General features: G+C 65.2%; 29 protein-coding genes. 14 read left to right on the forward strand and 15 right to left on the reverse strand.

The window, feature by feature from the left end:
• Window positions 1-20 precede the first annotated feature (20 nt).
• The 10 genes from IE116_RS06605 (at window position 21) to IE116_RS06650 (ending at window position 10,576) form a co-directional block, all read left to right on the forward strand.
• A complete protein-coding gene (locus IE116_RS06605; RefSeq protein ID WP_373302954.1) occupies window positions 21-845 on the forward strand; it encodes a CheR family methyltransferase in 825 nt (274 codons plus the stop codon).
• A gap of 2 nt (window positions 846-847) precedes the next feature.
• Window positions 848-1,513, forward strand: coding sequence for a chemotaxis protein CheB (locus IE116_RS06610; RefSeq protein ID WP_189610872.1), 666 nt, complete (start codon window positions 848-850; stop codon window positions 1,511-1,513).
• Window positions 1,514-1,524: 11 nt separating this feature from the next.
• Window positions 1,525-2,670 carry an ATP-binding response regulator gene (locus IE116_RS06615; RefSeq protein WP_189610874.1) on the forward strand — a complete coding sequence of 382 codons (1,146 nt, stop codon included), beginning with the start codon at window positions 1,525-1,527 and terminating at the stop codon, window positions 2,668-2,670.
• On the forward strand, window positions 2,658-3,626 hold the full coding sequence (locus tag IE116_RS06620; RefSeq protein ID WP_189610876.1) for a glutathione S-transferase family protein: 969 nt from the start codon (window positions 2,658-2,660) through the stop codon (window positions 3,624-3,626). Before IE116_RS06615 ends, IE116_RS06620 begins: the two co-directional genes overlap by 13 nt.
• A gap of 352 nt (window positions 3,627-3,978) precedes the next feature.
• Complete coding sequence (locus IE116_RS06625) at window positions 3,979-5,259, forward strand: CmpA/NrtA family ABC transporter substrate-binding protein (RefSeq protein WP_189614478.1); 1,281 nt, start codon at window positions 3,979-3,981, stop codon at window positions 5,257-5,259.
• 30 nt (window positions 5,260-5,289) lie between these two features.
• Complete coding sequence (ntrB, locus tag IE116_RS06630; RefSeq protein ID WP_229828026.1) at window positions 5,290-6,261, forward strand: nitrate ABC transporter permease; 972 nt, start codon at window positions 5,290-5,292, stop codon at window positions 6,259-6,261.
• A 13-nt stretch (window positions 6,262-6,274) separates the two neighbouring features.
• Window positions 6,275-7,078, forward strand: coding sequence for an ABC transporter ATP-binding protein (locus tag IE116_RS06635; RefSeq protein ID WP_189610878.1), 804 nt, complete (start codon window positions 6,275-6,277; stop codon window positions 7,076-7,078).
• Between the two features lie 201 nt (window positions 7,079-7,279).
• Window positions 7,280-8,251: a Bug family tripartite tricarboxylate transporter substrate binding protein gene (locus IE116_RS06640; protein WP_189610880.1), complete on the forward strand. Its 972-nt coding sequence runs from the start codon at window positions 7,280-7,282 to the stop codon at window positions 8,249-8,251.
• 8 nt (window positions 8,252-8,259) lie between these two features.
• The gene (locus tag IE116_RS06645) at window positions 8,260-8,958 is read left to right on the forward strand and encodes a 2-hydroxychromene-2-carboxylate isomerase (RefSeq protein ID WP_189610881.1); all 699 of its coding nucleotides are present in this window, start codon (window positions 8,260-8,262) and stop codon (window positions 8,956-8,958) included.
• 4 nt (window positions 8,959-8,962) lie between these two features.
• Window positions 8,963-10,576: a class I adenylate-forming enzyme family protein gene (locus IE116_RS06650; RefSeq protein ID WP_189610883.1), complete on the forward strand. Its 1,614-nt coding sequence runs from the start codon at window positions 8,963-8,965 to the stop codon at window positions 10,574-10,576.
• Window positions 10,577-10,602: 26 nt separating this feature from the next.
• Here the strand turns inward: IE116_RS06650 and IE116_RS06655 are convergent, their stop codons facing one another.
• The 9 genes from IE116_RS06655 to IE116_RS06695 all read right to left on the reverse strand — a co-directional run bounded on the left by IE116_RS06655 (window position 10,603) and on the right by IE116_RS06695 (window position 20,110).
• Window positions 10,603-10,803: a hypothetical protein gene (locus tag IE116_RS06655; protein ID WP_189614764.1), complete on the reverse strand. Its 201-nt coding sequence runs from the start codon at window positions 10,801-10,803 to the stop codon at window positions 10,603-10,605.
• Between the two features lie 44 nt (window positions 10,804-10,847).
• A complete protein-coding gene (locus tag IE116_RS06660; protein ID WP_189610886.1) occupies window positions 10,848-11,087 on the reverse strand; it encodes a hypothetical protein in 240 nt (79 codons plus the stop codon).
• Between the two features lie 120 nt (window positions 11,088-11,207).
• On the reverse strand, window positions 11,208-11,606 hold the full coding sequence (locus IE116_RS06665; protein ID WP_189614480.1) for a RidA family protein: 399 nt from the start codon (window positions 11,604-11,606) through the stop codon (window positions 11,208-11,210).
• A gap of 107 nt (window positions 11,607-11,713) precedes the next feature.
• Entirely contained in the window at window positions 11,714-12,889 is a 1,176-nt protein-coding gene (locus IE116_RS06670) for an acyl-CoA dehydrogenase family protein (protein ID WP_189610887.1), read from the reverse strand.
• Between the two features lie 4 nt (window positions 12,890-12,893).
• Window positions 12,894-13,748, reverse strand: coding sequence for an enoyl-CoA hydratase family protein (locus IE116_RS06675; RefSeq protein WP_189610889.1), 855 nt, complete (start codon window positions 13,746-13,748; stop codon window positions 12,894-12,896).
• Window positions 13,749-13,851: 103 nt separating this feature from the next.
• Window positions 13,852-14,466, reverse strand: coding sequence for a MarR family winged helix-turn-helix transcriptional regulator (locus IE116_RS06680; protein ID WP_189610891.1), 615 nt, complete (start codon window positions 14,464-14,466; stop codon window positions 13,852-13,854).
• Window positions 14,467-14,478: 12 nt separating this feature from the next.
• Window positions 14,479-15,399: an SDR family NAD(P)-dependent oxidoreductase gene (locus IE116_RS06685; RefSeq protein WP_189610893.1), complete on the reverse strand. Its 921-nt coding sequence runs from the start codon at window positions 15,397-15,399 to the stop codon at window positions 14,479-14,481.
• Between the two features lie 8 nt (window positions 15,400-15,407).
• Entirely contained in the window at window positions 15,408-17,804 is a 2,397-nt protein-coding gene (locus IE116_RS06690; RefSeq protein WP_189610895.1) for a bifunctional salicylyl-CoA 5-hydroxylase/oxidoreductase, read from the reverse strand.
• Window positions 17,805-17,977: 173 nt separating this feature from the next.
• Entirely contained in the window at window positions 17,978-20,110 is a 2,133-nt protein-coding gene (locus tag IE116_RS06695) for an ATP-dependent helicase (protein ID WP_189610896.1), read from the reverse strand.
• 74 nt (window positions 20,111-20,184) lie between these two features.
• Between IE116_RS06695 and IE116_RS06700 the strand changes: the two genes are divergently transcribed.
• The gene (locus IE116_RS06700) at window positions 20,185-21,090 is read left to right on the forward strand and encodes a DUF72 domain-containing protein (RefSeq protein WP_189610899.1); all 906 of its coding nucleotides are present in this window, start codon (window positions 20,185-20,187) and stop codon (window positions 21,088-21,090) included.
• A gap of 17 nt (window positions 21,091-21,107) precedes the next feature.
• Window positions 21,108-21,341 carry a hypothetical protein gene (locus tag IE116_RS06705; protein ID WP_189610901.1) on the forward strand — a complete coding sequence of 78 codons (234 nt, stop codon included), beginning with the start codon at window positions 21,108-21,110 and terminating at the stop codon, window positions 21,339-21,341.
• A 105-nt stretch (window positions 21,342-21,446) separates the two neighbouring features.
• On the opposite strand, the gene IE116_RS06710 is transcribed toward IE116_RS06705, so the two are convergent.
• The 4 genes from IE116_RS06710 to IE116_RS06725 form a co-directional block, all read right to left on the reverse strand.
• The gene (locus tag IE116_RS06710; RefSeq protein WP_189610903.1) at window positions 21,447-22,826 is read right to left on the reverse strand and encodes a cytochrome c; all 1,380 of its coding nucleotides are present in this window, start codon (window positions 22,824-22,826) and stop codon (window positions 21,447-21,449) included.
• Window positions 22,823-23,563 carry a c-type cytochrome gene (locus IE116_RS06715; RefSeq protein WP_189610906.1) on the reverse strand — a complete coding sequence of 247 codons (741 nt, stop codon included), beginning with the start codon at window positions 23,561-23,563 and terminating at the stop codon, window positions 22,823-22,825. Before IE116_RS06715 ends, IE116_RS06710 begins: the two co-directional genes overlap by 4 nt.
• Before the next feature lie 159 nt (window positions 23,564-23,722).
• Window positions 23,723-24,046 carry a hypothetical protein gene (locus IE116_RS06720; RefSeq protein WP_189610908.1) on the reverse strand — a complete coding sequence of 108 codons (324 nt, stop codon included), beginning with the start codon at window positions 24,044-24,046 and terminating at the stop codon, window positions 23,723-23,725.
• The gene (locus IE116_RS06725) at window positions 24,047-24,556 is read right to left on the reverse strand and encodes a DUF1993 domain-containing protein (protein ID WP_189610909.1); all 510 of its coding nucleotides are present in this window, start codon (window positions 24,554-24,556) and stop codon (window positions 24,047-24,049) included.
• A gap of 120 nt (window positions 24,557-24,676) precedes the next feature.
• On the opposite strand from IE116_RS06725, the gene IE116_RS06730 reads away from it, so the two are divergent.
• Entirely contained in the window at window positions 24,677-25,186 is a 510-nt protein-coding gene (locus IE116_RS06730) for a DUF6496 domain-containing protein (protein WP_189610911.1), read from the forward strand.
• A gap of 143 nt (window positions 25,187-25,329) precedes the next feature.
• Window positions 25,330-25,602 carry a hypothetical protein gene (locus tag IE116_RS06735; protein WP_189610913.1) on the forward strand — a complete coding sequence of 91 codons (273 nt, stop codon included), beginning with the start codon at window positions 25,330-25,332 and terminating at the stop codon, window positions 25,600-25,602.
• Between the two features lie 80 nt (window positions 25,603-25,682).
• Here IE116_RS06735 and IE116_RS06740 read toward each other — a convergent pair whose 3' ends face one another.
• Together IE116_RS06740 and map are read right to left on the reverse strand one after the other, a co-directional pair.
• Window positions 25,683-25,910, reverse strand: coding sequence for a Nif11-like leader peptide family natural product precursor (locus IE116_RS06740; protein ID WP_189610915.1), 228 nt, complete (start codon window positions 25,908-25,910; stop codon window positions 25,683-25,685).
• Between the two features lie 137 nt (window positions 25,911-26,047).
• Complete coding sequence (gene map / locus IE116_RS06745; protein WP_189610917.1) at window positions 26,048-26,839, reverse strand: type I methionyl aminopeptidase; 792 nt, start codon at window positions 26,837-26,839, stop codon at window positions 26,048-26,050.
• Window positions 26,840-26,968 lie beyond the last annotated feature (129 nt).

The following is a 26,968-nucleotide window of genomic DNA, read 5'->3' on the forward strand; positions in this document are numbered from 1 at the left end:
CGCCCGGGGCCGTCGATGCCATGCCGATGAACCACGCCGATTTCGACCTCGAGCTCAGGCTGCTGCTCGAGGCGATCTATCACAAGTACCAGCACGACTTCCGGAACTATTCGGCATCGTCGCTGCGACGGCGCATGGCGCAGGCCCTGACATATTTCCGCTGCCGATCGCTGTCGCAACTGCAGGATCGGGTGCTGCACGACCCCGACGTCTTCCCGCAGATGCTGCAGTTCCTGACCGTGCAGGTCAGCGAGATGTTTCGCGATCCGAGCTATTTCAAGGCGATCCGCGAAAAGGTCGTGCCTATCCTGCACACCTATCCGTCGGTCAAGATCTGGGTGGCGGGCTGCAGTTCGGGGGAAGAATTGTGGTCGCTGGCGATCCTGATGGAAGAAGAAGGCCTGGCCAATCGCACCTTGTTCTACGCCACCGACATCAATCCCGAAGCCCTGCGCCTTGCCGAGGCGGGCATCTACCCGACCGACCGGATCGCGGGCTTCAGCAAGAACTACCTGGCGGCGGGCGGCAAGCGTTCGCTGTCGGACTACTACCACGCGGCGTATGGAGCGGCCTCGTTCGCGCGCAGCCTGAAGTCGCAGATGGTCTTTGCCAACCACAGCCTGGCCACCGACAGCGTGTTTTCGGAAGTGCACATGGTGTCTTGCCGCAATGTGTTGATCTACTTCAACCACGAGTTGCAGGATCGCGCCGTGACGCTGTTCAAGGACGCGTTGATCCGCCGGGGATTCCTGGGGCTGGGCAGCAAGGAAAGCCTGCGCTTTGGCGCCTGCGCGCAAGACTTCGAGGACTTCGAGCCCCACGACCGGATTTTCCAGAAAAGATGACCATGACGCCTATCGAACGCGGCATTCCCGGCAAGGGCGCCCCTGACGCGGGCCCCGGCAACGACGGCATTCCTTCGCGAATCACGACCGTGGTGGTCGGCGCGTCCGCCGGCGGGGTCGAAGCGCTGGGCCTGCTGCTGCCCGCCCTGCCCCCCGACTTTGCGCCCGCGGTGATCGTGGTGCTGCACATCGTCGCCGACCGCGAAAGCCTGCTGACGCAGATCTTCAGCGAGCGCTGCGCGCTGCCAGTGAGCGAGGCGATCGACAAGGAGCCGGTCCGCGGCGGCCACATTTATTTCGCGCCGCCGGATTATCATCTTCAGGTGGAAACCGATGGCGCGTTTTCATTGTCCATGGATGATCCTGTCAACTATTCGCGCCCGTCCATCGATGTGCTGTTCGAGTCGGTCGCCTGGGGCGTGGGTGACCGGGCGCTGGGGTTGCTGCTGACCGGCGCCAATGCGGACGGCGCCGCCGGTCTGGCTGCCATCCGCGCAGCCGGCGGGCTGACCTGGGTGCAGGATCCGGCAACGGCATTTGCCGAAGCCATGCCGCGCAGCGCGATCGAGCGCGACGCGGCTGACGAAATCTTGACGTTGCCGGCCATGGCGCGCCGGCTGGGCGGCTGGCGTTCGACCGAAACGGTCGGACACCAGACCGCGAGCTAATGGAGAAAACGATGTCCCGCACCGTCAAGATCCTCGTCGTCGACGATATCGAACAGAATATCGTTGCGCTCGAAGCCCTTGTTGCGCGCCCCGATCTGGAACTGCTGCGCGCGTATTCCGGCGCGGAAGCGCTTGAGCTGCTGCTCGACAACGATGTCGCGCTGGCCCTGGTCGATGTGCAGATGCCTGGCATGGACGGCTTCGAGCTGGCCGAATTCATGCGCGGCAGCCCGCGCACCCGCCACGTCCCGATCATCTTCCTGACCGCGACCGACCGGAACACGCACCGCACCTTCCGCGGTTATGAAGCCGGCGCGGTCGACTTTCTGTACAAGCCCTTCGATCCGCACATTCTGCGCAGCAAGATCGAAGTGTTCGTCCAGTTGCAGCACCAGAAACTTCAATTGGCCGAACAGCTCGACACCATGACGCAGCTGCTGCGCACCAACGAGATGTTCGTGGCGGTGCTGGGCCACGACCTGCGCAATCCGCTGTCGGCCATCGTCAACACGGCCGAGGTGCTGCTGCAGGTGTCGGCCGAGCCGCGCGTCAAGACCGCCGCGGCCCGCATCCGCAATAGCGGCGGGCGCATGTCGCGCATGGTGGACCAGTTGCTGGACATTGCGCGGGTGCGCTCCGGACGGCTGGAATTGAGCCCGGAACGCGTCGACCTGACCGTGCTGCTCGAACACATCGTCGAAGAATTCGAATTGCCTGAAGGGGAACGCCGGGTGGAACTGGCCTACACCGGCGACACGTTTGGCGAGTGGGACGCCGACCGCCTCTCGCAGGTGGTGTCCAACCTGGTCGGCAACGCGCTTCAGCATGGCGCGGCCGACGAAGGTGTCTCGGTCAAGGTGGACGGCACCGACACCAGCGTCGTCAAGATCGCGATCCGCAACGCCGGCACGATTCCAGCCGAGGTCCAGGCCAATATCTTCCAGCCCTTCAACTTCACCAAGTTCCGGCGCGATGGCGGCAAGGGCCTGGGCCTGGGTCTGTACATTGCCAAGGAACTGGTTCGCAGCCACCACGGCGAAATGAGCGTGTGCAGCGACACCACGGGCCACACGGTCTTTACCATCCACTTGCCGCGGCACTTCGTCCACGGCCCGGTCGACGAACCTGCACAGGCGGAAAAACAATGGGTCTTCTGATCAATGGGGTCTGGCAGGAAAACGAGCCGCCCGCCGATGCGGGCGGGCGCTTTCTGCGCAAGGATGCGGTCTTTCGCAACTGGATCACGGCCGACGGCGCGCCCGGCCCGAGCGGCAACGGCGGCTTTGCGGCCGAGGCCGGGCGGTATCACCTGTATGTCAGCCTGGCCTGCCCATGGGCGCACCGCACCCTGATCTTTCGTGAGCTCAAAGGCCTGCAGCCGATGATTCCGGTGTCGGTCACGCACTGGCTGATGGGCAAGCAGGGATGGTCATTCGAGCCTGCGCCCGGCGTGGTGCCCGACAACGTCAACCAGGCGAGCTTCGTGCATGACCTGTATGCCCTGGCGGATCCTGATGTCACGACACGCGCCACGGTGCCCGTGCTGTGGGACACGTTCACCAAGAGCATTGTCAGCAACGAGTCGGCCGACATCATCCGCATGTTCAACGCGGCGTTCGACGGACTGGGCGCCCTGCCCGGCGATTACTACCCGGCCGATTTGCGCGCCGATATCGACGCGGTCAACGCGCGGGTGTACGACACCCTGAACAATGGCGTCTACAAGACCGGCTTTGCCACCACGCAATCTGCCTACGAAGACGCCGTGTTCCCGCTGTTCGAGACGCTGGACTGGCTCGAAGAACGATTGCGCACGCGGCGTTATCTGATGGGCGATCGCCTGACGGAAGCAGACTGGCGGCTTTTCACGACACTGGTGCGCTTCGATGCGGTCTACGTGGGGCACTTCAAGTGCAACCTGCGCCGGCTGATCGACTACCCCAACCTATGGGGGTTTGCCCGCGAGCTGTACCAGATGCCAGGCGTGGCCGGCACGGTCAACTTCGACCACATCAAGCGCCACTACTACATGAGCCACGCCAATGTGAATCCCAGCGCGGTGGTGCCCGCCGGCCCGCTGCTCGATTTCTTGGCGCCGCACGGGCGCGGCTAGGCACCTGCCACCACGGTTCCGCGCGCCTTGCCGCACGGTTCTAGTGCAGCGCACAAGATTGGGGTGGCGGCGTGCCCTTGGATCGTGCCGGCAGGCACCTTGCCCTCCACCGGCAGGCGCGAAGGCAAGCCCTTGATCTGACAAGCTTTTTCAACGACTCCACAACCGCGTTTCATGGTTGGCACAGGCTTTGCTTAACGGTAATTGACGGCCAATGACGGTCGTTGCTTGCCGCGGCATGGCGGTAGGAACAATGACGTTCCGCAACGAGACGATGCACTGCATCGCTTTCGTGCGGGACGTTTTTTTTTGCCTGGAGCAATGGATGAAGCCCTTTACCTCGAAGCCGTCGATGCCTGTCGTTGCCTCTTCCGAAGGCCCCGCGGTATCCAACGCGCAGCGCCGCCAGCTGATCACGACGACCTTCAAGGCCGCCGCGGGCGTGGGCATCATGAGCCTCGTCGATCCGCTGGTACGTGCCGGCGCCTGGGCCGCCGGATCGGACGCGGCTGAAAAGGCCGAGGTCAAGATCGGCTTCATCCCGCTGACGGACTGCGCGTCGGTCGTCATGGCGTCGGTGCTCGGCATCGACAAGAAGTACGGCATCAAGATCACGCCATCGAAAGAAGCCTCGTGGCCCGGCGTGCGCGACAAGCTCGTCAACAATGAACTGGACCTGGCGCACGTCCTGTATGGCCTGGTGTACGGCATGCACCTGGGCGCTGGCGGTCCCAAGAAGGAAATGGCCGTGCTGATGAACCTGAACCAGAACGGACAGGCCATCACGCTTTCCAACAAGCTGCTGGAAAAAGGCGCGAAAGACGGCCCGTCGCTAGCCAAGCTGATGCAGACGGAAAAGCGTGAATACACCTTTGCGCAGACGTTCCCTACCGGCACGCACGCCATGTGGCTGTACTACTGGCTGGCCACCTACGGCATCAATCCGATGAAGGATGCCAAGGTCATTACCGTGCCGCCGCCGCAGATGGTCGCCAACATGCGCGTGGGTGCGATGGATGGCTACTGTGTCGGCGAGCCGTGGAACGCGCGCGCCATCATGGACAAGATCGGCTACACCGCCGAGACCACGCAGAACATCTGGAAGGGCCACCCCGAAAAGGTGCTGGGCTGCACCGCGGAATTCGTGGCCAAGTATCCCAACACTGCCCGCGCCGTGACGGCGGCCGTGCTGGAAGCCGGCAAGTTCATCGATGCGTCGGTGTCGAACCGCCGCAAGACGGCCGAGACGATTGCCGCGCGGTCGTATGTGAACACTGATACCGACGTGATCCTGGACCGCATGCTGGGCCGCTACACCAACGGCCTGGGCAAGACCTGGGACGATCCCGACGCCATGACGTTCTTTGCCGACGGCGCCGCCAACTATCCCTACCTGTCCGACGGCATGTGGTTCCTGACGCAGCACAAGCGCTGGGGCCTGCTCAAGGACCATCCGGATTACCTGGCCGTCGCCAAGCAGATCAACCGCATCGACATCTACAAGCAGGCCGCTGCCGCCACGGGTACGCCGCTGCCCAAGAGCGACATGCGGTCGACCAAGCTGATCGATGGTGTGACCTGGGATGGCACCCATCCCGCCGCGTACGCGGACAGCTTCAAAGTCAAGGCGTAAGCGCCGCCCCTGCGCCACTAGGAGAATTCCATGACAGCCATTGCCAAACCCCTGCCGGTTGCCCCCGCCGCCACGCCGGCCACCTCCAAGGCGGGCCCCGCCACCGTCATCGATCTGCATCCGGAGATCGCGTCGCGCACGGCCGAGGCGCCTGCCGCGAAGGCACCTGTTCCTGCGGCTTCTCCCGCGGCGCCTGCCAGGGCGGCCGGCCCCGGCGTGTTCGCGGAACGCTTCCAGTCGCTGGTCAGGACGCTGGCCGGTCCGGTTGCGGGCTTCGTGCTGTTCATCCTGGTCTGGCAGGTGATCACGACCTTCGTGCCGGAGATTCCCACCCCTGCCGTGACCTGGAAAGCGGCGGTCGTGCTGTTTTCGGATCCCTTCTATGTGGCCGGCCCGAACGACATGGGCATCGGCTGGAACGTGCTGGCGTCCTTGCAACGCGTGGCGATCGGCTTTGGCCTGGCTGCCGTGGTCGGCATTCCGGTCGGCTTTGCGATCGGCCGCTTCAAGACCCTGAACGCCATGTTCTCGCCCGTGATCAGCCTGCTGCGTCCCGTCTCGCCACTGGCATGGCTGCCGCTGGGTCTGCTGCTGTTCAAGGCCGCCAATCTGGCGGCGATCTGGGCCATCTTCATCTGCTCGATCTGGCCCATGATCATCAACACGGCCGTGGGCGTGTCGCGGGTGCCGCAGGACTACATGAACGTGGCCCGCGTGCTGAACCTGTCCGAATGGAAGATCATCAAGAAGGTGCTGCTGCCCGCCGTCCTGCCTTACATGCTGACTGGCGTGCGCCTGTCGATCAGCACGGCGTGGCTGGTGATCGTTGCCGCGGAAATGCTGACCGGCGGCACGGGGATCGGCTTCTGGGTGTGGGACGAGTGGAACAACCTGAAGGTCGAACACATCATCATCGCGATCTTCGTGATCGGCATCGTCGGCCTGCTGCTTGAAGTCGCACTGATGCAGCTTGCCAAACGTTTCACCTATTCGGCTGACTGAGCAAGGAATCGACATGGAAAAGTTCGTTCGTATCGAAAACGTCGGCCAGGTCTTCAAGACCAGGAAAGGTCCGTTCGTGGCGTTGCGCGAGGTCAACCTGACGGTGGCGCGCGGCGAGTTCATCACCCTGATCGGGCACTCGGGTTGCGGCAAGTCGACCTTGCTGAACCTGATCGCCGGTCTGACGCTGCCTACCTCTGGCGTGCTGCTGTGCGCCGAACGCGAGATCAACGGCCCCGGTCCCGATCGCGGCGTGGTGTTCCAGAACCATTCGCTGCTGCCATGGCTGACCTGCGCGCAGAACGTGGAGCTGGGCGTGGAACGCGTGTTCGGTGACAAGGAAAACCGTACCCAGATCCGCGATCGGGTTCGGGCCGCGCTGGAGCTGGTCGGCCTGACGCATGCGGAACACAAGCACCCGCATGAAATTTCTGGCGGCATGAAGCAGCGCGTGGGCATCGCCCGGGCGCTGGCCATCGAACCCAAGGTGCTGTTGATGGACGAGCCCTTCGGCGCGCTGGATGCGCTGACCCGTGCCCATTTGCAGGATGAGCTGCTGAAGATTGTCGCCAAGACGCAGAGCACGGTGATCATGGTGACGCACGATGTCGATGAAGCGGTGCTGCTCTCGGACCGCATCGTCATGCTGACCAACGGCCCGGCCGCCACGATCGGCGAAATCCAGGAAGTGAAACTGGCCCGCCCGCGTGACCGGGTGGCGCTGGCCAATGAGCCGGACTACCACGCGTGCAAGGCGGCGGTGGTCGAATTCCTGTATCGCAAGCAGGCGCATCCGGCCGCGAAAGAAGCGGCTTGACGCGGTGATGTCAAAGCGGCGCAGATCGGAGTAGCATCCGTTCTGCGCCGCTTTATGAGCGCGCTCAAAGATGAACGGCAATCGGTGATTGATCGATTCCCGTTGTGAAGCCATCGTTTTTTCGCGCTTCAGTTGTGCCGGGGCCTCCCCTACTATTCGTGACGAAGTCATGCGATGACATGACCACGATTGGAGACCCGCATGACCCTGACGCGCATTGCCACCGCTTTCGCCGCCGCTGCCCTGGCCACCGCCGCCTTCGGCGCCCGTGCGGACGACTATCCCAGCAAACCCATCCGTCTCGTTGTCGGCTTTACGGCCGGCGGCGGCAGCGACATCATCGCGCGCCTGGTGGCCGCCAAGATGTCCGAAGGCCTGAACCAGCGCGTCGTGGTCGAGAACCGTCCCGGTGCGCTATCGATGATTGCCAGCGAACACGTGGCCAGGTCGGCGCCCGATGGCTACACGGTGCTGCTGGGCGCGACCGGGTCGATGGTCGTCAACCCGGCCGTGTACTCCAACATGCGCTACGACACCGTCAAGGATTTCGTTCCGGTCTCGTTGATCGGCACCCTGCCCCTGGTGCTGGCTGTCAATGCGAACGGCCCGGCCCGCACCGTGCCCGAGCTCATCAACTACGCCAAGGCCAATCCCGGCAAAGCCAACTATTCCTCCGCCGCCGCGCCCTTCCAGCTGGCCGCGGAGCAACTGAACCTGCAGGCCGGCACGGCGTTTCAGAACATCTCGTACAAGGGCAGCACCGACGCCGTCAACGCGGTCATGGGCAACGACGTGCTCGCGACCTTTGCGGATCCGGTGGCGATCACGGCCGGGCTGCAGAGCGGCAAGCTGCGCGCGCTGGCCGTCACGTCGGCCAAGGAAGACCCATCGTTGCCGGGCGTGCCCACCTTCCAGCAACTGGGCATGCAGAACATGGATATGCGCCTGTGGCAGGGGCTGCTGCTTCCCGCCGGCACGCCGCCTGCCATCGTCAAGCGTCTGCAGGATGAAGTCGCTCGCGTGGTCGCGATGCCCGAAGTGCGCACCAAGTTCGTGTCTTTCGGGCTGGAGCCGGTCAGCAATACGTCGGCCGAGTTTTCGCAGCAGATCGTCAACGACCTGGCCCGCTGGAGCGGCATTGCCAAGGCTGCCAACGTCAAGCTGGAAATGTGACGCACGGCATGACCGGTTCCCCCATCGACTTCTTCTTTGATCCCATTTCGCCTTACGGCTATCTGGCGTCCACCCAGATCGAAGCGCTGGCCGCGCGGCATGGCCGGACCGTCGACTGGCGGCCCGTGCTGCTGAGCGTGACGGTGTTGCAGATCATGGGGCTCAAGCCCGTGCCACTGACGCCGCTCAAGGGCGAGTACTCGCGTGACGACAAACACCGCCTGGCGTCGCTGCTTGGCGTGCCCCTCGTCGAGCATGGCCTGGGCGGCGCCGTGTCCCCTATCAAGTCCCTGCGTTTGTTCATGGCCCTGAAGGCGCGCGATCCGGCTCTGGCAGCCCGGTATGCGCGACGGCTTTGCGCGGCGCACTGGGCCGAAAGCCAGGACATCGGCGATGTCGGGGTGCTGCTTCGTGTGGCCGAGTCGGTCGGCGTGGCAGCGGCCGAGGTCCACGACGCGTTGCATGACGAGGCCGTCAACGGCGCGTTACGGACTGCGGTGGATGATGCGGTGGCGCTCGGTGTGTTTGGCGTACCGACCTTTCGGGTCGACGATCAGCTGATCTGGGGCGTGGACCGCCTGTGGATGCTCGAGCACTGGCTCGAGGCGGGCGCCTGGACGCCGCCCCTGGCGGGTGCAGCGCGTCGGTCTGGCTTGACCGCGAATGCCCTGCCTTGCCCAGGATTACCCGATTCCATGGACGGATGACACGATGACGCTTTCCGATACCCTTCTGCAGTTCGCCCGCCTTGATGCCGCGACCCTGCTGCAACACCGCGCCCTGCAACGCGGCGCGCACCCGTTCCTGCACTGGGCGCCGTTCGATGCCGCCGATGCCCGCACCTGGACCTATGCGCAGTTTGCCGACGAGGTCGCACGGGTTGGCGCCGGCTTGCGCGCGCGCGGCGTCCAGCCAGGGCAACGGGTGCTGATGCATCTGGAAAACTGCCCGGAACTGTTGATTACCTACTTTGCCTGCGCGCACATCGGCGCCATTTGCGTGCCGACCAATGCCATGGCGGCGGGCCCGGAACTGACCTATATGGCGGAGCTGACCGAAGCGGTGGGCGCGGTGACGCAACCACGCTTTGCCGCCAAGCTGGCCATTCACTGCCCGAACCTTGCCTGGCTGGCCGTCACGTCCAGCGATGCGGGGCTGCCGTGCGAACCCGGGACGGCGCCGGCGGCCGCCGACAGCTTCGACGCGCTGCGCGTTGCCGAGCCGGCTCCCCTGCGCGCACCGGACGCGTCACAAGCACTGTCTATCCTGTTCACCAGCGGCACCACGTCACGTCCCAAAGGCGTCTTGTGGACGCATGCCAATGCGCTGTGGGCGGCCCGGCTGGGCGCGACGCAGCAAGGCTTTCGCGCCGACGACATCGTGCAGGTCTTCCTGCCGCTGTTCCATGTGGTCGGCCTGTCGTGGTCCGTACTGCCGACACTGTGGGCCGGTGCAACCGTCGTGCTGCAACCCAAATTCTCGGCAACGCACTATTGGCCGACGGCCATGCACTACCGGTCCACCGTGGGATCGCATGTCATCTTCAGCGGCAACGTCCTGGCCGGGCAGCCGGTGCCGTCCGGCCATGCCTTTCGCCAGTGGTGCAACGCGCTGTCCTTGCCGCAACATGAAGCGGCGTTTGGCGTGAAAGTGCAAGGCGCCTGGGGCATGACTGAAATGGTGGCCCAGGGCATCGTGGGCGACCTGTGGGCGCCGCAACGGCCCGGGTCCATCGGCCGTCCGTCGGTCGGCTACGGGATCCGTATCGAAAACGACCGCGGCGATGCATGCCGGCCTGGCGAGACCGGGTCGCTGCTGGTCAACGGTGTGCCAGGCGTGTCGATCTTTGCGGAATACTTCCGCAACCCGCAAGCCACGCGCGATGCCTTCGACGAAGAAGGCTACTTTCGCACGGGCGACAGCGTGATCCTGCACGACGACGGCAGCATCCAATTCAGCGACCGCAACAAGGACCTGATCAAGGTCGGCGGCGAAGGCGTGTCCGCGGCAGAGGTGGAACGCGTCATTGCGGGCGTCGAGGGCGTGGCGCAGGTGGCGGTGGTCAGCCGGCCGGACGCGTCGATGGGCGAAGTTGCGGTGGCCTATGTGATTCCGCGGCCCCACGTTGCGGTCCACGCCGGCCTGGAGGCGCGCATTATCGAAACGTGCCGCAAGGACCTGGCCAAGTTCAAGGTTCCACGCGCCGTCTATTTCGTGGACGACTTTCCGCGCATCAGCGTCGGCAAGATCTCGAAGGTCAAGCTGCGAGAAATGGCGCGGGCAACGGTGGTGGAGCAACGCGACGAACAACCGGTCAGGGTGTGACTCCCGTTGGCCGTCGCTTGCCGGGACTATCGACCCAGCGGCGGTTCGATCCATATGAACTGTTCGCCGCGCTGGATCATGCTGGCAACGTCTTCGGCAGGCACGTCGTAGTCCGAACCCATGAGGCTGGCTTCGCCCGTCTCGCGGATGTGAATGATCGATGGGGGATCGGATTCGATGTAGTACCAGTAATAACCAGGTTTGAGGTCGTGCGCGGGCGTGGTCATGAGCATTCCTTGTAGTGACACATTCCTTGTCGCGGCATGCGCCGTCAGATCTCCAGGCCGCCCTTGCGGCCGTCGATCATATCGACACCATACGCGATGGCGTGGTCTATCGCTTCACGTTCGGTCGGGAAGGCGCCGAACGACGCGAAGCGCTGGGTGCGCGTCTCGTCCACGCCGCGGTACCGCGACAGCAACAACTGCGCGCCAAAGGTGTTGTCAGGCAGCAGTTCGGCGCTGGGAGCAAGGTCGTAGTCGCCGTGCATCACGATGCGGTCCCGGGTCATGGCAGTCTCCAGTCTTAGCGATCACTCGACTATACCGGCTGCCCTGCCGTGCACTCCGTCAGGCGACGCCGAGGCTGTATCCAACTGCGAACACATCGGCGACTCGTTACGCCTTGATGCTCACGCTTGCTCGGGCACCATGGCGGTGACTTCGATCTCGACCTGCGCACGGTCTTCGATCAGGTCGGCCACCTGCACGGCCGTCATGGTCGGAAAGTGCCGGCCGATGATCTCGCGATACGCCTTGCCGATCTCCGGGTAGGCGGCGACGTAGGTCTTCTTGTCCTTGACGTACCAGGTCATCCGGACAATATGTTCGGGGCCAGCCTTGGCCTCGGCCAGCGTGGCAACGATGTTGCGCAGCGCCTGCGCCACCTGGCCAACAAAGTCGTCCGTCTGGAACACGCCATCGGCATCCCAGCCGATCATGCCGCTGACGAACACCATGCGGCCTGACGCGGCCATGCCGTTGGCATAGCCTTTGGGACGGGGCCAGCCTTCAGGCTGAAGAACTTCGATGTGGCTGGAAGGGGTGCTCATGGGAATCCTGATGAAAAGGTGGCGTCTGCGGCGGGACCCGATCCGGTCCCGCCGCGCTTGCGTTCAAGCTGCGGGCGCGGCTGCGTTCACGCCGCAGGCGTAGGCAATGCGCGCAGCAATTCACGCGCGATGATCAGTTGCTGCACTTCGGTCGCGCCCTCGTAGATGCGCAAGGCCCGGATCTCGCGATACAGGCGCTCGACCGGATGGTCGCTGACAACGCCCAGCCCGCCGAACAATTGCACGGCGCCATCGATCACGCGCTGCGCCGTTTCGGTGGCGGTCATCTTGGCCATGGCGGCTTCCTTCGTGACTTTTTGCCCGCGATCACGCATCCAGGCCGCGCGATAGGTCAACAACGCGGCCGCGTCGATCCCGGTTGCCATGTCGGCCAGCTTGGCCTGCGTCAACTGGAAGTCCGCCAGGGTCTGATTGAACATGCGGCGCTGCGTCGCGCGCTGCAGGCCTTCGTCGAGCGCGCGGCGGGCAAACCCCAGGGCCGCAGCCGCCACCGACGTGCGGAATACGTCCAGCGTCGACATGGCGATCTTGAAGCCCTGCCCCGATGCACCGATACGCTGGGACACCGGAACGCGGCACCGGTCGAAACGCAGGCGAGCCAGCGGATGCGGCGCGATGACCTCGATGCGCTCGGCAATGGTCAGGCCGGGCGTGTCCGCAGGCACCAGAAAGGCCGACAGACCCCGCGAACCTGGTGCGTCGCCGGTACGCGCAAACACCACGTAGAAGTCGGCGATTCCGCCATTCGAAATCCAGGTTTTCTCGCCGTTCAGCACATAGTGGTCGCCATCGAGCGTTGCCGCGCAAGACATCGCCGCCACGTCCGATCCTGCGTCCGGCTCCGACAAGGCAAAGGCCGCAATCGCGTTTCCGCTTGCCACCCGGGTCAGCCACTCGGACTTCTGGGCATCGGTGCCGAACAGGCTGATCGCCCCCGACCCGAGGCCCTGCATGGCAAAGGCAAAGTCCGCCAGCCCCGCATGACGGGCCAGCACTTCACGGATCAGGCAGATGGCGCGGGTGTCGATCACGTCCTGGTGACCGCCGTGGGCCTGGCCGCCCACCGCGTGGCCCAGCCAGCCCGCCTCGCCCAACTGGCGCACCAGCGCACGGCAGGCCGCGTCGACATCGCGGCCATGGACCTCGGCAATGTGCTCGGTCGCCCACGCGTCCAGCTGCGTTGCAAGGGCGCGGTGCCGGTCTTCAAAGAACGGCCAATCGAGGTAGGTGGTGTCGGCCATGGGGTCAGTCGCCCTCAAAAACCGGGCGCTGCTTGCCCACAAACGCGTGGTAAGCCCGATGGAAGTCGTTGGTCGCCATGCAGATGGCCTGGGCCTGGGCTTCGGCTTCGATGGCTTCCGACACGCCCATGTTCCATTCCTGTTGCAGCATGCGTTTGGTCATGCCGTGCGCAAACGTGGGCCCGGCGACAAGATCCTTGGCCAGCCGCAGCGCATCGCCGCGCAACACGTCCGGCTCGCACAGGCGGTTGAAGAAGCCCCAGCGCTCGCCTTCGTCGCCGCTGAACGACCGGCCCGTATACAGCAGCTCGGAGGCACGGCCCTGCCCGATCACGCGCGGCAACAAGGCACACGCGCCCATGTCGCAGCCTGCCAGGCCCACACGGGTGAACAGGAAGGCCGTCTTGCTGCGCGCCGTGGCCAGCCGCATGTCGGACGCCAGCGCCAGGATCGCACCCGCCCCGGCACACACGCCATCGACGGCGGCAATGATCGGTTGCGGGCAGGCGCGCATGGCCTTGACCACGTCGCCGGTCATCCGGGTAAAGGCGAGCAAGGACGGCATGTCCAGCTTGGTCAACGGCCCGATGATCTCGTGCACGTCACCACCCGAGCAGAAGTTGTCCCCTGCCCCGTGGATCACCACCGCGTGCACGTCTTCGGCGTAGGCCAGCGCCAGGAACAGGTCGCGCAATTCGGCGTACGAGTCGAAGGTCAGCGGATTCTTGCGTTCGGGACGGTTCAACGTCAGGGTGGCGATACCGTCAGCCACTTCGAACAACACATGCTTCGCGGCATAGTCGGCCAAGGTCGTTGGCGCGCCGTGCAGCCGGCGGTTTTCACCCGGTAGGTAACGCATGGTCAGCTCCGTACGCTCGCCTGCTCGCGGCGTGCAAAAAAGTCGTTGAATCAGATAGTGGGTCGGGCTTGCGTGAAACAGGTACAGCCGTCTTCGGGGGTGCTCATGCTGCCGGCGGCGCTGTCAGGCTGCCCTTCAATGTCGACAGCAGGTCGATCAACTGCGTTTTTGCGTCGGGCGGCAGCCCCGAGAACAGCTCGGCAATCCACTCTTCGTGCACCTGCGCCATGCGCGCGAACGCGCGGCGTCCAGCGGGCGTCAGCTTCACGATGAAGGCGCGGCGATCATCGGGCGCAGGCTCGCGGACCACCAGGTTCTCGGCCACCAGCTGGTCGGTAATGCCGGTGACGTTGCCGCCGGTCACCATCATGCGTTTGGACAGCTCGCCCATACGCAGCCCTTCCGGCTGCCGCTCCAGCTGCGCCATCAGGTCGAAACGCGGCAAGGTGATGCCGAACTCGGCCCGCAACCGCGACCGGATTTCGTTTTCGACGCGGTTGGTGCACGAAAGCATGCGCAACCACAGCACCAGCGATTGATGGTGCCCGCCGGTGATCCGGGTTTCAAGGTCGAGCACCGGGGCGGCTTCAGGCGCCGTGGCTTGACCGCGCGCAGCCGCCGTTGCGGACGTGCTTGCCGCCGACGCGCTTCTGCCCGAGGCGTTGGCGGTCGAACGGCTGGAGGTGGCGAGCGCGGGCTCGTCGGTCTTGCGCGTCATCTGGAGGGGTTCCTACATCACTTCGCCGCCGGCCACGGCCAGCGACTGTCCATTGATGGCGTCCGAGCCTGGCATGCACAGCCACAGCACGGCGTTGGCCACTTCGTCCGGCTTGACCAGCCGTTTCTGCGGATTGAGCGACGCCAGTTCGCGCTGCACCTGCGCCGCGTCACGGCCCGTCTTGGCGACAATGTTGTCGACCGCGTCGGCCAGCAGGTCGGTCTCGGTAAAGCCCGGGCACACCGCATTGACTGTCACGCCCTTGGTTGCGACCTCGAGGGCCACGGACCGCGTCAGCCCGATCACGCCGTGCTTCGAGGCGCAGTAGGCCGACGTATAGCCATAACCAGTGAGACCCGCCGTGCTGGCGATGTTGACGATGCGACCCCACCCGGCGTCGACCATGCCGGGCAAGGCGGCCCGCATGCAGAAGAACGAGCCCGACAGGTTGACGTTGAGCATCTGGTGCCACAAGGCATCGTCGGTGCGCGCCAACGGGGCGGATTCGGCCTGCCCCGCGTTATTCACCAGGATGTCGATGACACCGGCGCGGGTGCGCGCGTCGGCAAAGCCAGCCTGCACGGATACGGAATTCGCGACATCCATCACGACGTAGCCGACGGTGGCCGCGCGCTGGGTGCCGTTCGCAGGCGCCGCGGGTCGACTTGCTTCCAGTTCTGCCACGGCGGCCTGCAATGCATCGGCATGCCGGCCGGCGATCGTGACGGATGCGCCTTGCGCGACAAGCGTCCGCGCAATGGAAGCGCCGATCCCGCGCGCCCCGCCCGTCACGACGGCATGCCGGCCGGCGAGCGGGAGCCTTGCGGCCGTGTGGGTACCCGGGGCGGGGGCCCAACCTGCAGCCGCGGCCGGGGCCGGGGCCGAGTCCGGGGCCTGACCCGACACTGGCGCGGAAGCCGTTGACGTCGTCATCGGCGCGGTCACTCGGCCAGCAACCGCGCAGCGATCTGCTGCGGGGTCAGGCCGGCGCTCTGGGCGGCGACCTGCTTTTCGCGTTCCAGGTTGCGCTCGAGCTGTTGCTTGCCGGCGTAGTACTGCTTGGGCCAGCCCACGTTGTCGAAGTGGCCGAGCTTGGCCGCTTCATGCTGCGTCCAGGCCGGATCGGCCAGATGCGGACGCGCCAACGCGCACAGATCGGCTCGGCCGGCGGCAATGATGCTGTTGACGTGGTCAGCTTCGAAGATGGCCCCCACGGCGATGGTCGGAATGCCGACCTCATTGCGGATGCGGTCAGAAAACGGCGTCTGGAACATCCGGCCGTACACCGGCTTTTCAAGCTTGGTGACCTGCCCCGACGAGCAATCGAGCATGTCGGCGCCGGCCTCCTTGAACAGGCGGGCGATGGCGACTGCGTCGTCGGGCGTGATGCCGCCGTCGGCCCAGTCATGCGCCGAGATCCGCACACTGATCGGCTTGTCGGCCGGCCAGACGTCGCGGATGGCGGCGAACACTTCCAGCGGATAGCGGCAGCGGTTTTCCAGCGAGCCGCCGTATTCGTCATCGCGCTGATTGGTCAGCGGTGAAATGAAGCTGGACAGCAGGTACCCGTGCGCGCAGTGCAATTCGAGCCAGTCGAACCCGGCTTCGGCGGCGGCGATGGTGGACCGGACGAAGTCAGCCTTGATCCGGGCGAGATCCCCGCGGTTGGCCGCAAACGCGACCTGCGACACGCCTTCCAGGTACTGCGTTTCGGACGCCGACACAAGCGGCCAGTTACCCGTCACGAGCGGCTTGTCGGTCCCTTCCCAGGCAACCCGCGTCGATCCCTTCGCACCAGCGTGGCCCAGCTGCACGGCCATCTTGGCCTGCGTATTGGCATGCACGAAGTCGACAATCCGCTTCCATGCCGCCGTATGTTCCGGCGTGTACAACCCCGGACATCCAGGAGTAATGCGCGCGTCGGCCGATACGCAGGTCATTTCCGCAAAGACCAGCCCCGCGCCGCCCATGGCGCGACTGCCCAGGTGCACCAGGTGGTAGTCGCCCGGCACGCCGTCCTTGGCGGAATACTGCGCCATGGGCGACACGACGATACGGTTCGGCAGCACGGTGTCGCGCAGCTTGAACGGCGTAAGCATCGGCGGCGGAGCGACCTCGCCCGCCGGTTTGGGCAGACCCGCCTGACGATAGGCGCGGTCGGCAATCCACTGCTCGTAGCGCGCCACATAGGCCGGGTCGCGCACGCGCAGGTTGTCGTGCGACAGCCGCTGGCTGCGGGTCAGCATCGAATACGCAAACTGTTCGGGATCGAGGCCGACGTACCGGTCGACGTGTTCGAACCATTCCATGGAATTGCGCGCCGCGCTCTGGATCTTGAGCACTTCGATGGAACGGCTGGCTTCGTAATTGGCCAGGATGTTTTCGAGATTGCCGTCGCCCTGCCGATCGAAACACTGAGCAAGTTCGATGGCGTCTTCAAGCGCGAGCTTGGTGCCGGAGCCGATGGAGAAGTGCGCGGTGTGCGCGGCGTCGCCCATCAGGACGACCGGGACCTTCTTGTCACCGAAGGTGTTCCAGTGCACCCAGGACCCGCACACGATGCGCGGGAAGCGGATCCAGTTGGCAGAACCGCGCAAGTGCGGCGAGTTGCTGAGCAGCGGCTGGCCATCGAGATACTTGGCAAACAGCTTCTCGCAGAACGCGATGGCGTCGGCCTGGCTCATGGTGTCGAGCCCGGCACGCTGCCAGACGTCGTCAGGCGTTTCGATGATGAAGGTCGAGGTGTCGCCGTCGTACTGATAGGCGTGCGCCTGGAACCAGCCATGCTCGGTTTCTTCGAACGCGAACGTGAAGGCGGGAAACAGCTTCTTGGTGCCCAGCCACACGAAGCGACAGTAGCGGCTTTCGATATCGGGCTGGAAGGTATCCTGATAACGGGTGCGCACGCGGCTGTTCAGACCGTCGCTGGCGACCACCAGGTCGGCGTCATAGCGCGCCGCGATTTCCTGGTCATCGAGCACGTCGGTCTCGAACACCAACTGCACGCCAAGCGCTTCGCAGCGCGCCTGCAGGATGTTCAGGAGCCGCTTGCGGCCAATGCCGCAGAAGCCGTGGCCGCCCGACGTGATCGTATGGCCCTTGAAGTGGACGTCGATGTCGTCCCAGTGATTGAAGGACTGCAGGATGCTGCGCGCGGTGGTCTCATCGGCATTGACGAGGTTGCCCAGCGTCTGGTCGGAGAACACCACGCCCCACCCGAAGGTGTCATAGGGACGATTGCGTTCGATCACGACCACCTGATGACCGGGATTGCGCTGCTTCATCAGCAAGGCGAAGTACAAGCCTGCCGGGCCACCACCGATACATACGATATTCATCGCCCCTCCGTTGGCCAGGGACCGGATTGGTCCACCTGCCGCTGCGCTGCGTCCTAACCCTGGACAGAACGTCGACTAAGCTCGTCGACAAAACTATTTGACACTTAAAGTAATTTGCCGTCAACCCCTTGCGTTGACCCGCTGGCGTCACCCCTTAGCCGATGGCCTTGCGGCTATTTCCAGGCTCCCCGCAGCCGGCTTGCGATATCGATTTTGGCCGCTTCGGGCGTCAGTCCCCGTTCGGCCAGGCCGGCCGGCTGCGGCGGCTTGGGCATCCGTTCGAACAGCTTGAGCAGCGTATCCGGTATGAAGCGGGTGCGGGACCCGTAGACGTGCCGATCGCCCATGCCGGTCTGCTGCGTGACATAGAAGCGTTGGGGCACGATCAGCTGCAACTGTTCCTTGGCCCGCGTCATGGCCACGTACAGCAGACGGCGTTCTTCTTCGATGTCTTCCTTGGTGCCGGTGCTCATGTCGGACGGAATGCAGCCGTCCACCACGTTCAGCACGTAAACGACCTTCCATTCCTGCCCTTTGGCGGAATGAATGGTGGAAAGGATCATGTAGTCCTCGTCCTGCAGCGGCGCGCCGGATTCTGCGCTCGTGGCGTCCGGGGGGTCCAGCGTCAGTTCCGTCAGAAATTTTTCACGCGATGGGTAGCTGGCGGCGATGCGTGCCAGCTGGTCGAGGTCGCCCCGGCGCACCGCCGCGTCTTCATGCAGCCGTTCAAGGTGGGGGGTGTACCACTGGATGGCCAGTTCCAGATCCGCCGGCCAGCTGGCGCCTGCGCCGGCGATTGCTTCGTAGGTCTGGCTGAACGCCCGCCAGTCTTCCTGCGCCGCGGCCCCCGGCTGGAACGCCTGCATGGCCGCGAGGGGGTCCGGTGCGCCTGCCATCGCGTCGAGCACCCTGCCCGCCGACACCGGCCCGATGCCCGGGATCAATTGCGCGACCCGAAAGCCGGACAGCCGGCCGCGGGGGTTCTGCGCCCACCGCAATACCGACAGCACATCCTTGATGTGGGACGCTTCCAGAAACTTGAGCCCGCCAAACTTGACGAAGGGGATGTTCCGCCGCGTCAGCTCCAGTTCCAGCATGGCGCTGTGGCTGGACGTCCGGAACAGGACTGCCTGGGCCGTGAGCTTGATGCCTGCCTCGCGGTTTTCGAGCACCTTGTCGGCGATCCACCGGGCCTGGCCGGCATCGTCGGTGACGGTGACCAGCAGTGGCCGCTGCGACGAGGCGCGATCCGTCCAGAGCTGTTTGGCGTAACGTTCCGTGGACTGCTGGATCACCGCGTTGGAGGCATCCAGGATGGGCTGGGTCGACCGGTAGTTGCGTTCGAGGGTAACGACATGGGCCGGTTCGGCAAACTGGGCCGGGAAGTCCAGGATGTTGCGGATGGTGGCCGCGCGAAAGGAATAGATGGACTGCGCGTCGTCACCGACCACCGTGAGCCCCTGCCCCGTCGGCTTCATGGCAAGCAGGATGGCTGCCTGCAGCCGGTTGGTGTCCTGGTATTCGTCGACCAGCACATGGTCGAACGATCCACCCACCTCGGCGGCCAGCCCGGGGTCGGTCATCATTTCGGACCAATACAGCAGCAGGTCGTCGTAGTCGAGCACGTGCTGGTCCTGCTTGGCCTGCACATAGGCGCCAAACAGCTGCCTGAGCTGCGCTTCCCAGGCCGAGCACCACGGAAAGGCGCTTTGCAGCACCTGCGTCAGCGGCGCCTGGCTGTTGACGACCCGCGAATAGATGGCCAGGCAGGTGCCCTTGAGCGGAAACCGGGTTTGCGCCGACGAAAAGCCGAGTTCATGACGCACGATCCCGATCATGTCTTCGGAGTCGCCCCGGTCGTGGATCGTGAAGGATTCGGCCAGGCCGATGCGACCGGCGTATTCGCGCAGCAGGCGGGCGCCGACGCCGTGGAAGGTGCCCGCCCAGGGCAAGGCTGGAGCGACGCCACTGCGCAGCTTGAGCACCTTCTGCAATACCCGCCCCACCCGACGTTCCATTTCGACCGCCGCCCGGCGCGAAAACGTGAGCAACAGAATGCGATGGGGGTCGGCGCCATTGAGCACCAGATGCGCCACCCGGTGCGCCAGCGTATTGGTCTTGCCCGACCCGGCCCCCGCGATGACGAGCAAGGCAGGCGACGGCACCGCGGTGCCGACGCCATATTCGACCGCTTCACGCTGCTGCGCATTCAGGTCGGCCAGGTAGTCCGGCGCGGACGGGGACGCCAAGGCGTCCGGTCCACGGCGTTCAGGCAAGGCAGAAGGGGGAATGGGAGAAGCTTCCATGGCACTCATCTTCAGATCATGAAGGGCATGATACTGTATATTCATACAGTCTTACTGGCCAGAAACGTCCCACCATGCCCTGTGACATCCACGTAGGAACCGCGTCGTGGACCGACCCGACCCTGCTGGCGTGCGGTCGATTCTATCCGCCCGATGCCACCACGCCCGAACGCCGGCTGCGCCACTACGCGTCCCGTTTTTCGTTCGTCGAGGTCGACGCAAGTTACTACCGCCTGCCGGACCCCGCCACGACGCACCGGTGGACACAGCGCACGCCTGACCATTTCTTGTTCAACGTGAAAGCCTTCCGGCTGTTCACCGGGCACCCGACGCCGCGTGATGCCTTTCCCAGCGATCTGCGGCGCGCGCTGCCAGAGGGCGACACTGCCGCTGTGTATTACCGCGATGTCCCGGAAGAAATCCGCGCCGAGCTGTGGCGCCGGTTCACCATCGCGGTCGAACCCCTGCGCATGGCCGGCAAGCTGGGCGCCCTGCACTTCCAGTTCCCGCCCTGGGTTCGCCGCAACACCCGCAGCATCCGCCATGTCGAGCGCTGCGCCTTTCTGGCGCAGGAACACACGCTGGCCGTGGAATTTCGCGACGCCAGCTGGTTCGAGGGGGAAGCGGCAGCGCAGACCCTGGCCTGGGAACGGGAGCTTGGCGCGGCGCATGTCGTGGTCGACAGCCCCGTCGGCGTACCGAATACCGCTCCGGCTGTGTGGGAAACGACGCATCCGGAACTGGCCGTGGTGCGTCTGCACGGACGCAACGCCGCGGCGTGGAACACGCAGACCTCGGCCTCTTCCGGCCGGTTCATGTACGAGTACAGCCCCGAGGAACTTGACGAGCTTGCGCGCCGGATCGCCAGGTTGTCCAAGACGATGCGTGACACCCACGTGGTGCTCAATACCAATTTCGAGGACCAGGGGATGCGCAATGCCGCAAACCTGAAATCCAGGATTGCTACACTGCAGCAATGACTTTAAAGGAGCTTCCTGTGCGCAAGACTTTTATCGGTGGTACCCGGCACGGCGAACCGGTTCCTGATTCGGACGAAGACCGCATCGTCGCCATCAACGACGGCACGGTGTATGTGCGTCGCGAACTCGAGAAAACCGAGGCAACAGGCGAGGCCAAGCGGCTGGAATTCTTTGTCTACGAGCCCCTGAGCGCCAGCGAAGCGCTGGAACAGGCCGAACCCTACTGGGACGGCCCCGCTCCACAAATGTAAGACGGCAGACGCGCCGGCCCTGCCCGGCGCGCAGCCTGCTGGCTGTCAGGCGTACCGGCCTGCCGTCCCTTATCGGCAGGCTCTGCCAGCCTTTCCCGTCGCGCTTCAGCGTGCTTCGCGCACCCGGCGCACGTCGCTCAGCGACACGCCCCCCGCGGCATTTCCCCAGCTGTTCCGAATATAGGACACCACCGCTGCGACGTCCTGGTCCTTCAACGCCTGGCCAAAGGGCGGCATGCCATGGGGTTGCGGATGGCCAGCAGTAGAGGGTGAAAACCCGCCGCGCAGCACCAGCTTGATGGCATTGACCGCATCCGGCGCCGTGACCGACAGATTGCCTGCCAGAGGCGGCCACGCCGGATACACGCCTTCGCCGGACGCCTTGTGACACTGCGTGCACTGGGCTTCATAGATGCCGCGGCCGGTTTCCATGACCGTGGATGACGGTGCAGTACCCACGGCGCGTGCATCCACGCCCTGGGCCGCCAAGGATTTCAGGTAGGCCGCCATGGCCTTGGCATCATCATCGCGCACGTATTGAAGGCCGACATGCACAGCTTCCGCCATGGGTCCCGCAGCTGACCCGCGGCGCGAGATTCCCGTCTGCAGCAACTCGGCGATGTCTTCGGCGGACCACTTGCCCAGCCCCGTGACGGCGTCGCCCGACAGTGGCGGCGCATACCAGCTCTGGCCCGGGATGAGGGCGCCGGACAGGCTGGCATCCCGTTGCAGGGCGCCAAGCCGGTTGCGCGGCGTATGGCACTCGGCGCAGTGGCCGATACCATCGACCAGATACCGGCCGCGCAGCAGTTGCGCATCCGTGGCGGCCCCGCCTGCAACCTCCTTGTTCCCGCCCTCGCCCCGTTCCGCCTTGGCCGCATCACTGCCCGGTCGGAAGTACAAGGCGCGCCAGACGGCGACCAGCTCGCGCTGGTTGTACGGAAAAGCCAGTTCATGGTCGCGGTTCGGCTGCCTGACCGGGGCCAGCGACCGCAAATACGCGAACAGCGCATCGGCATCGTCGCGACTGACCTGCGTATAGGTGGCGTACGGAAAGGCCGGATAGAGCAACTGCCCGTCGGGGCCCTTGCCGTTGTGCAGCGCGCGCCAGAAATCGTCGGCTGACCATTTGCCCAAGCCGGTGTCGGCATCGGACGTCAGGTTCGGACCGTAAAAGGTACCGAAAGGCGTGGGCAAGGCCCGGCCGCCTGCGTACGGGGTCCCCCCGACAGCCGTATGGCAACCCATGCAATTGCCGACCAGCGCCAGGTAACGACCCTGCTCGATCCGCGCGGCATCGGTCACCGTCGACGCGACCGTGCGGGTCGCCTGGCTCTCGTCCTCGCGATGTCCCATGAACATCAGCGCCGCGAAGCCCACCCCCACGGCGATCAGCACCCCGCCGCCGATCCACGCCAGCCGACGGCCAGTGCCCCGCCCGGTCCGCCCTGCAGACGCGCCCTTGGTTTCGCCACGCCCGATCATGACGCACCTCCGGTGGTCGCCTGGCTTCCGCATTCCAATGGCAGCGGCGCTGGCAAGGACGCCGCAGGAAGTCCTTCGCCCGGTGGCTGCTGCGACAGCCACGCGGCCACGGCGCTGATGTCGTCCGGCGTCATGCGGCGCGCGATGTCGGCCATGCAGTCCGGGGCCGACGCCTTGCGCAGGCCGTTGGTCCATGCGCCGAACTGGGAACTGATGTAATCGTGCGGCACGCCCAGCAACCCGGGTATCGCCGGCAGCACACCAGTCAGCGCACTGCCGTGGCAGGCGGCGCAGGCAGGGACCTTGCGCGAGGGGTCACCCGTCATCGCCAGGGTCTTGCCACGTTCCAGCGCAGCCGCCGACGCCCGGCTGCGTGCCGAGGCTTCGTAGGGCGGATGCTGGTCGGCAAACCAGCCAGCGATCGACTTCAGGTAATCGTCGGACAGGTTTTCCAGCAGGCCCTGCATGGGCGGATACTGCCGCCGTCCATCGCGAAAATGCCGCAGCTGGTTATAGAGATAGTCGGCGGGCTTGCCGGCGATGCGTGGGTAGTAGCCATCCGGGCCGGCCTTGCCCTGGGCGCCGTGACAGGCGGTACAGGCCGCGAGCCGCGCGCCCATGCTGTCGGGGGGATAGACCTGCGGCTCGCCGTCGGCAGCTGCCGTCAGCGATGACGCGCAGAACAGGCTCGCGCCCAGCGCGGCGGCGGCAAATGAACGGAATGACAATCTGGGCATGGCTGGTGACACCGCAAAGACCGGCCGAAGCCGGCGCGCGTTCCGGACAACAATCGTCCGCGCGACTGGGAAAAGGCACAGCCCGACGGATGGGCATGTGGCAGGCACCGCACGCACCAACCGGTGGCGCGTGCCCGCCGATTCTACCAAGTCCCCCGCCTAGCGATCGGTGTCAGGGTCGTCGTCGGGCGCAACCTTCCCGACCGCGATCCGATCCGCCACTGTCACCATGACTTCGGCAAACTGCGGTTGCGACACGGGCACGCGATGGCTCATGGTGCGAAGGATATCCACCAGCAGCGCCCGGGTATCTTCCGGATCCGCGTGTTTCCAGCTACGGAAATGGGCGAGCGCATCCTGCACCACCTTGTCGGTGTCACGTTCGACCGCGGTCCCCTGGATGGCGCCTGCCTGGATGCGCGTGGCCAGCGCCATGGTGCGCTGGACGATCATGTTGACGGCGGACTCGTCGATGGCAGGCATTCAGTAGGCGCCCATGAAGTCGCGCTTGCCGACATCCAGGCCGTTGTGCCGCAGGATGTCATAGGCCGTCGTGACATGGAAGAAGAACTGCGGCATTCCATAGCTGAGCAGATACGCCGTCCCCAGGAACTGGCGCGCCTTGGGCGTGTTGGGCCGCAGCACGATCTCGCGCTCAGTGCCCGCGTCGATGGCCGCTGCGTCCAGCGACTGGATGAAGTCGCGCGTTGATGCCAGCAGGCCGCGCAGTTCTGCAAATGACGAATGTGCATCCGGGACCGAGGGCACCTCGACACCCGCCAGCCGGGCGCACACGCCCCGTGCGAAGTCGCACGCGATCTGCACCTGGCGAACCAGAGGCAGCATGTCGGGGAACAGGCGCGCCTGAAGCAGCGCCGCCGGTTCGATATTCCGGCTGGTTGCGTAGGCGTCGGCCTTGGCAAGGATGGCGGCAAGGCTGTCCAGCATCTGGACGAAAACCGGAACGGACGCAGTGTGCAAAGAGAGGGCCATGGGGCGCTCCAGCAGAAGGAAGCCGCGATTATAGAACCCGGGCGCAAGGGCACAGAAGTTGCTGTTTTGGGATGTCGACGCGCATCGATACCCGATCGCATCTTCTTACTGGAGCCCCTCATGCCCGAAGCCCGCACCCTCAAGAAAGCCAAGGAAGACAAACGCGCCGGGAAGTCCGCCTCGACCCAGGCCGGTGAGTTCGTGAAGGAACAGATCGACAAGGTACGTGCCGGCAGTCATGGCGTGCGCTCGAGCAGGCAGGCCGTGGCGATCGGACTGTCGGAAGCGCGTCGGGCCGGTGTGAAGCTGGATCCGCCTGCCGAGAAATCGTCGAAGGCGTCGACGCGCAAGCACGCCGAAAAGGATCTGGAAGCCGGCAAGGCGCCCAGGAAAGCGCCGTCCAAGACCCGATCCGAAGCGACCAAGACCGCATTGAAGCGCGAGTCGAAGGAAGGCGCATCGACCAAGGCGCTGTCATCTCAGGCCAAGAAGGCGGCCAGCCAGCGCACGTCGGGCGACCGGTCGGCGGCGGCGAAAAAAGCCGCCGAGACCAAGGGTGCGGCGGGCCGTTCCGCGGCGGCCAAGAAGGCGGCCGAAACGCGCGCCAGGAACCGCAAGGCGGCCAGCTGACGGCACCGCCCTGACCCACGCGAGCCAGCGCGGCGCGCGCGCCGCATCGCGCCGGCATTTCGTGCACGGGCCCGTTCCGCCGATAATGGCGGCTGCAAAGATTGCGGCATGCCGCTGCAATCGTCCAAACGATCAAGGCTGGAATGATGAAGTCAGGAATGGTGCTGGCGGGCGTGCTGCTCGTCGCGGCGGGATGCGCGTCGAACGATTACGTGTGGCGCAAGGAAGGCGTGAGCGCTAGCCGCGTCGACGCTGATCGCGCTGCGTGCCAGCAGGCATCGAACATGTCGCGCGGATCGTTCGAGGCGTCGAACCGGGGCCAGGTCGGGCCGGGTGTCGATGCGGCCATGCGCCGGTCTGACCAGAGCATGACGTGCATGCGCGACCGCGGCTATGAGCTGGTGCCTGCGCGCTAGTCGGACGAAGACCGCAGGACGCCGACCGCAAGACGATGACCGCAGGACGGCGACCACAGGACGACGGCCCGTCACACCTGTCAGTGCATCCACGGCCCGCCGTCGGGCACGATGACTACGCGCGACACGGACGAAATGGCGACGCGATATTCGTCCGCCGTCAGGGGCAGTCCGTGATCCGTCGCAAGCATGGCCATCCGGTCGGCCACATGGGCCGACGAGGCGGACAGAATCACGGTCACACGTTCGCGCAGGTCGGTATCGATCACCGCGCGTTCCAGCAGGGTCTTGAGATTGTCGGGGGGCACCGTCGCTTCCTGGCTAAGGCAGTACGACAGATATTCTACGTATGCCCGCGAGCGTTGACTTGACTTCGTGTGTCATTCATCCGACATCCCGTCTCGGCGATGGATGAGGGAGGGATGACTGAGCCCTCAACACCGTATCAGCGGGCGGTGCGCGCCGCAGCGCGCTCGCGATCGGCCCATGCCGTCAGGACTTCCGCGCCGGTCTCGGTCACCAGCACCGTGTGCTGGGCCTGCGCCGACAGCTCGCCATCCGACGTCACCACTTCGACCGCGTCACCCACGTTCTCGACGTCGGGCCCGCCTGCGTTCAGCATCGGCTCGATCGTGAACACCATGCCTTTTTTGAGCCACAGGCCCGAGCCCAGCCGCCCATGATGGGCGACCTCGGGTTCTTCGTGGTATCCGCGGCCGATGCCGTGGCCGCAATACTCCCGCACCACCGAAAAGCCTGCCGCCTTGGCCACGCGTTCGATGGCGTGACCGATATCGCCCAGCCGCGCGCCTTCGCGCACGATGGCAATCGCAGCCGCCAGGGCGGCCTCGGTCGCCGTCACGAGCCGCTTGGCGGCCGCGTCGGGCTTGCCAACCAGGAAGGTGCGCGTCGTGGCGCCGAACCAGCTGTTCTTGATCAGCGCGACTTCGATGCCGACGATATCACCGTCTCGCAGTACGTCTGTCTCGCTAGGCACGCCGTTCCAGACGACGCCGTTGATGGACGTGCCCAAGGTCCGCTCAAAGCCGCGATACCCTGCCTTGCCGGGCACGGCATTGAGCCGCGTCACGATGTAGTCGTGGGCGCGCTCATCCAGCTCCGCGGTCGAAACCCCCGGCACGACCAAAGGACGCAGCATGTCCAGCACCTCGGCCGCCAGCCGGCCGGCCAGGCGCATCTTTTCGATCTGTGCTTTCGTCTTGATATCGATGCTCATGGCGTTCTCGGACTTGGGTTCATGTCAGGCTGGGGGCAGCCCCATTGCAGAAATGGGGCCCCATCTTTGCGGCTGAAAACAAAACGGGCGCCTTATCGGCGCCCGTCTCGGTCAACGTTGCCGCGACTG

It is taken from the genome of Pigmentiphaga litoralis, from assembly GCF_014651835.1.
Taxonomy (GTDB): domain Bacteria; phylum Pseudomonadota; class Gammaproteobacteria; order Burkholderiales; family Burkholderiaceae_B; genus Pigmentiphaga; species Pigmentiphaga litoralis.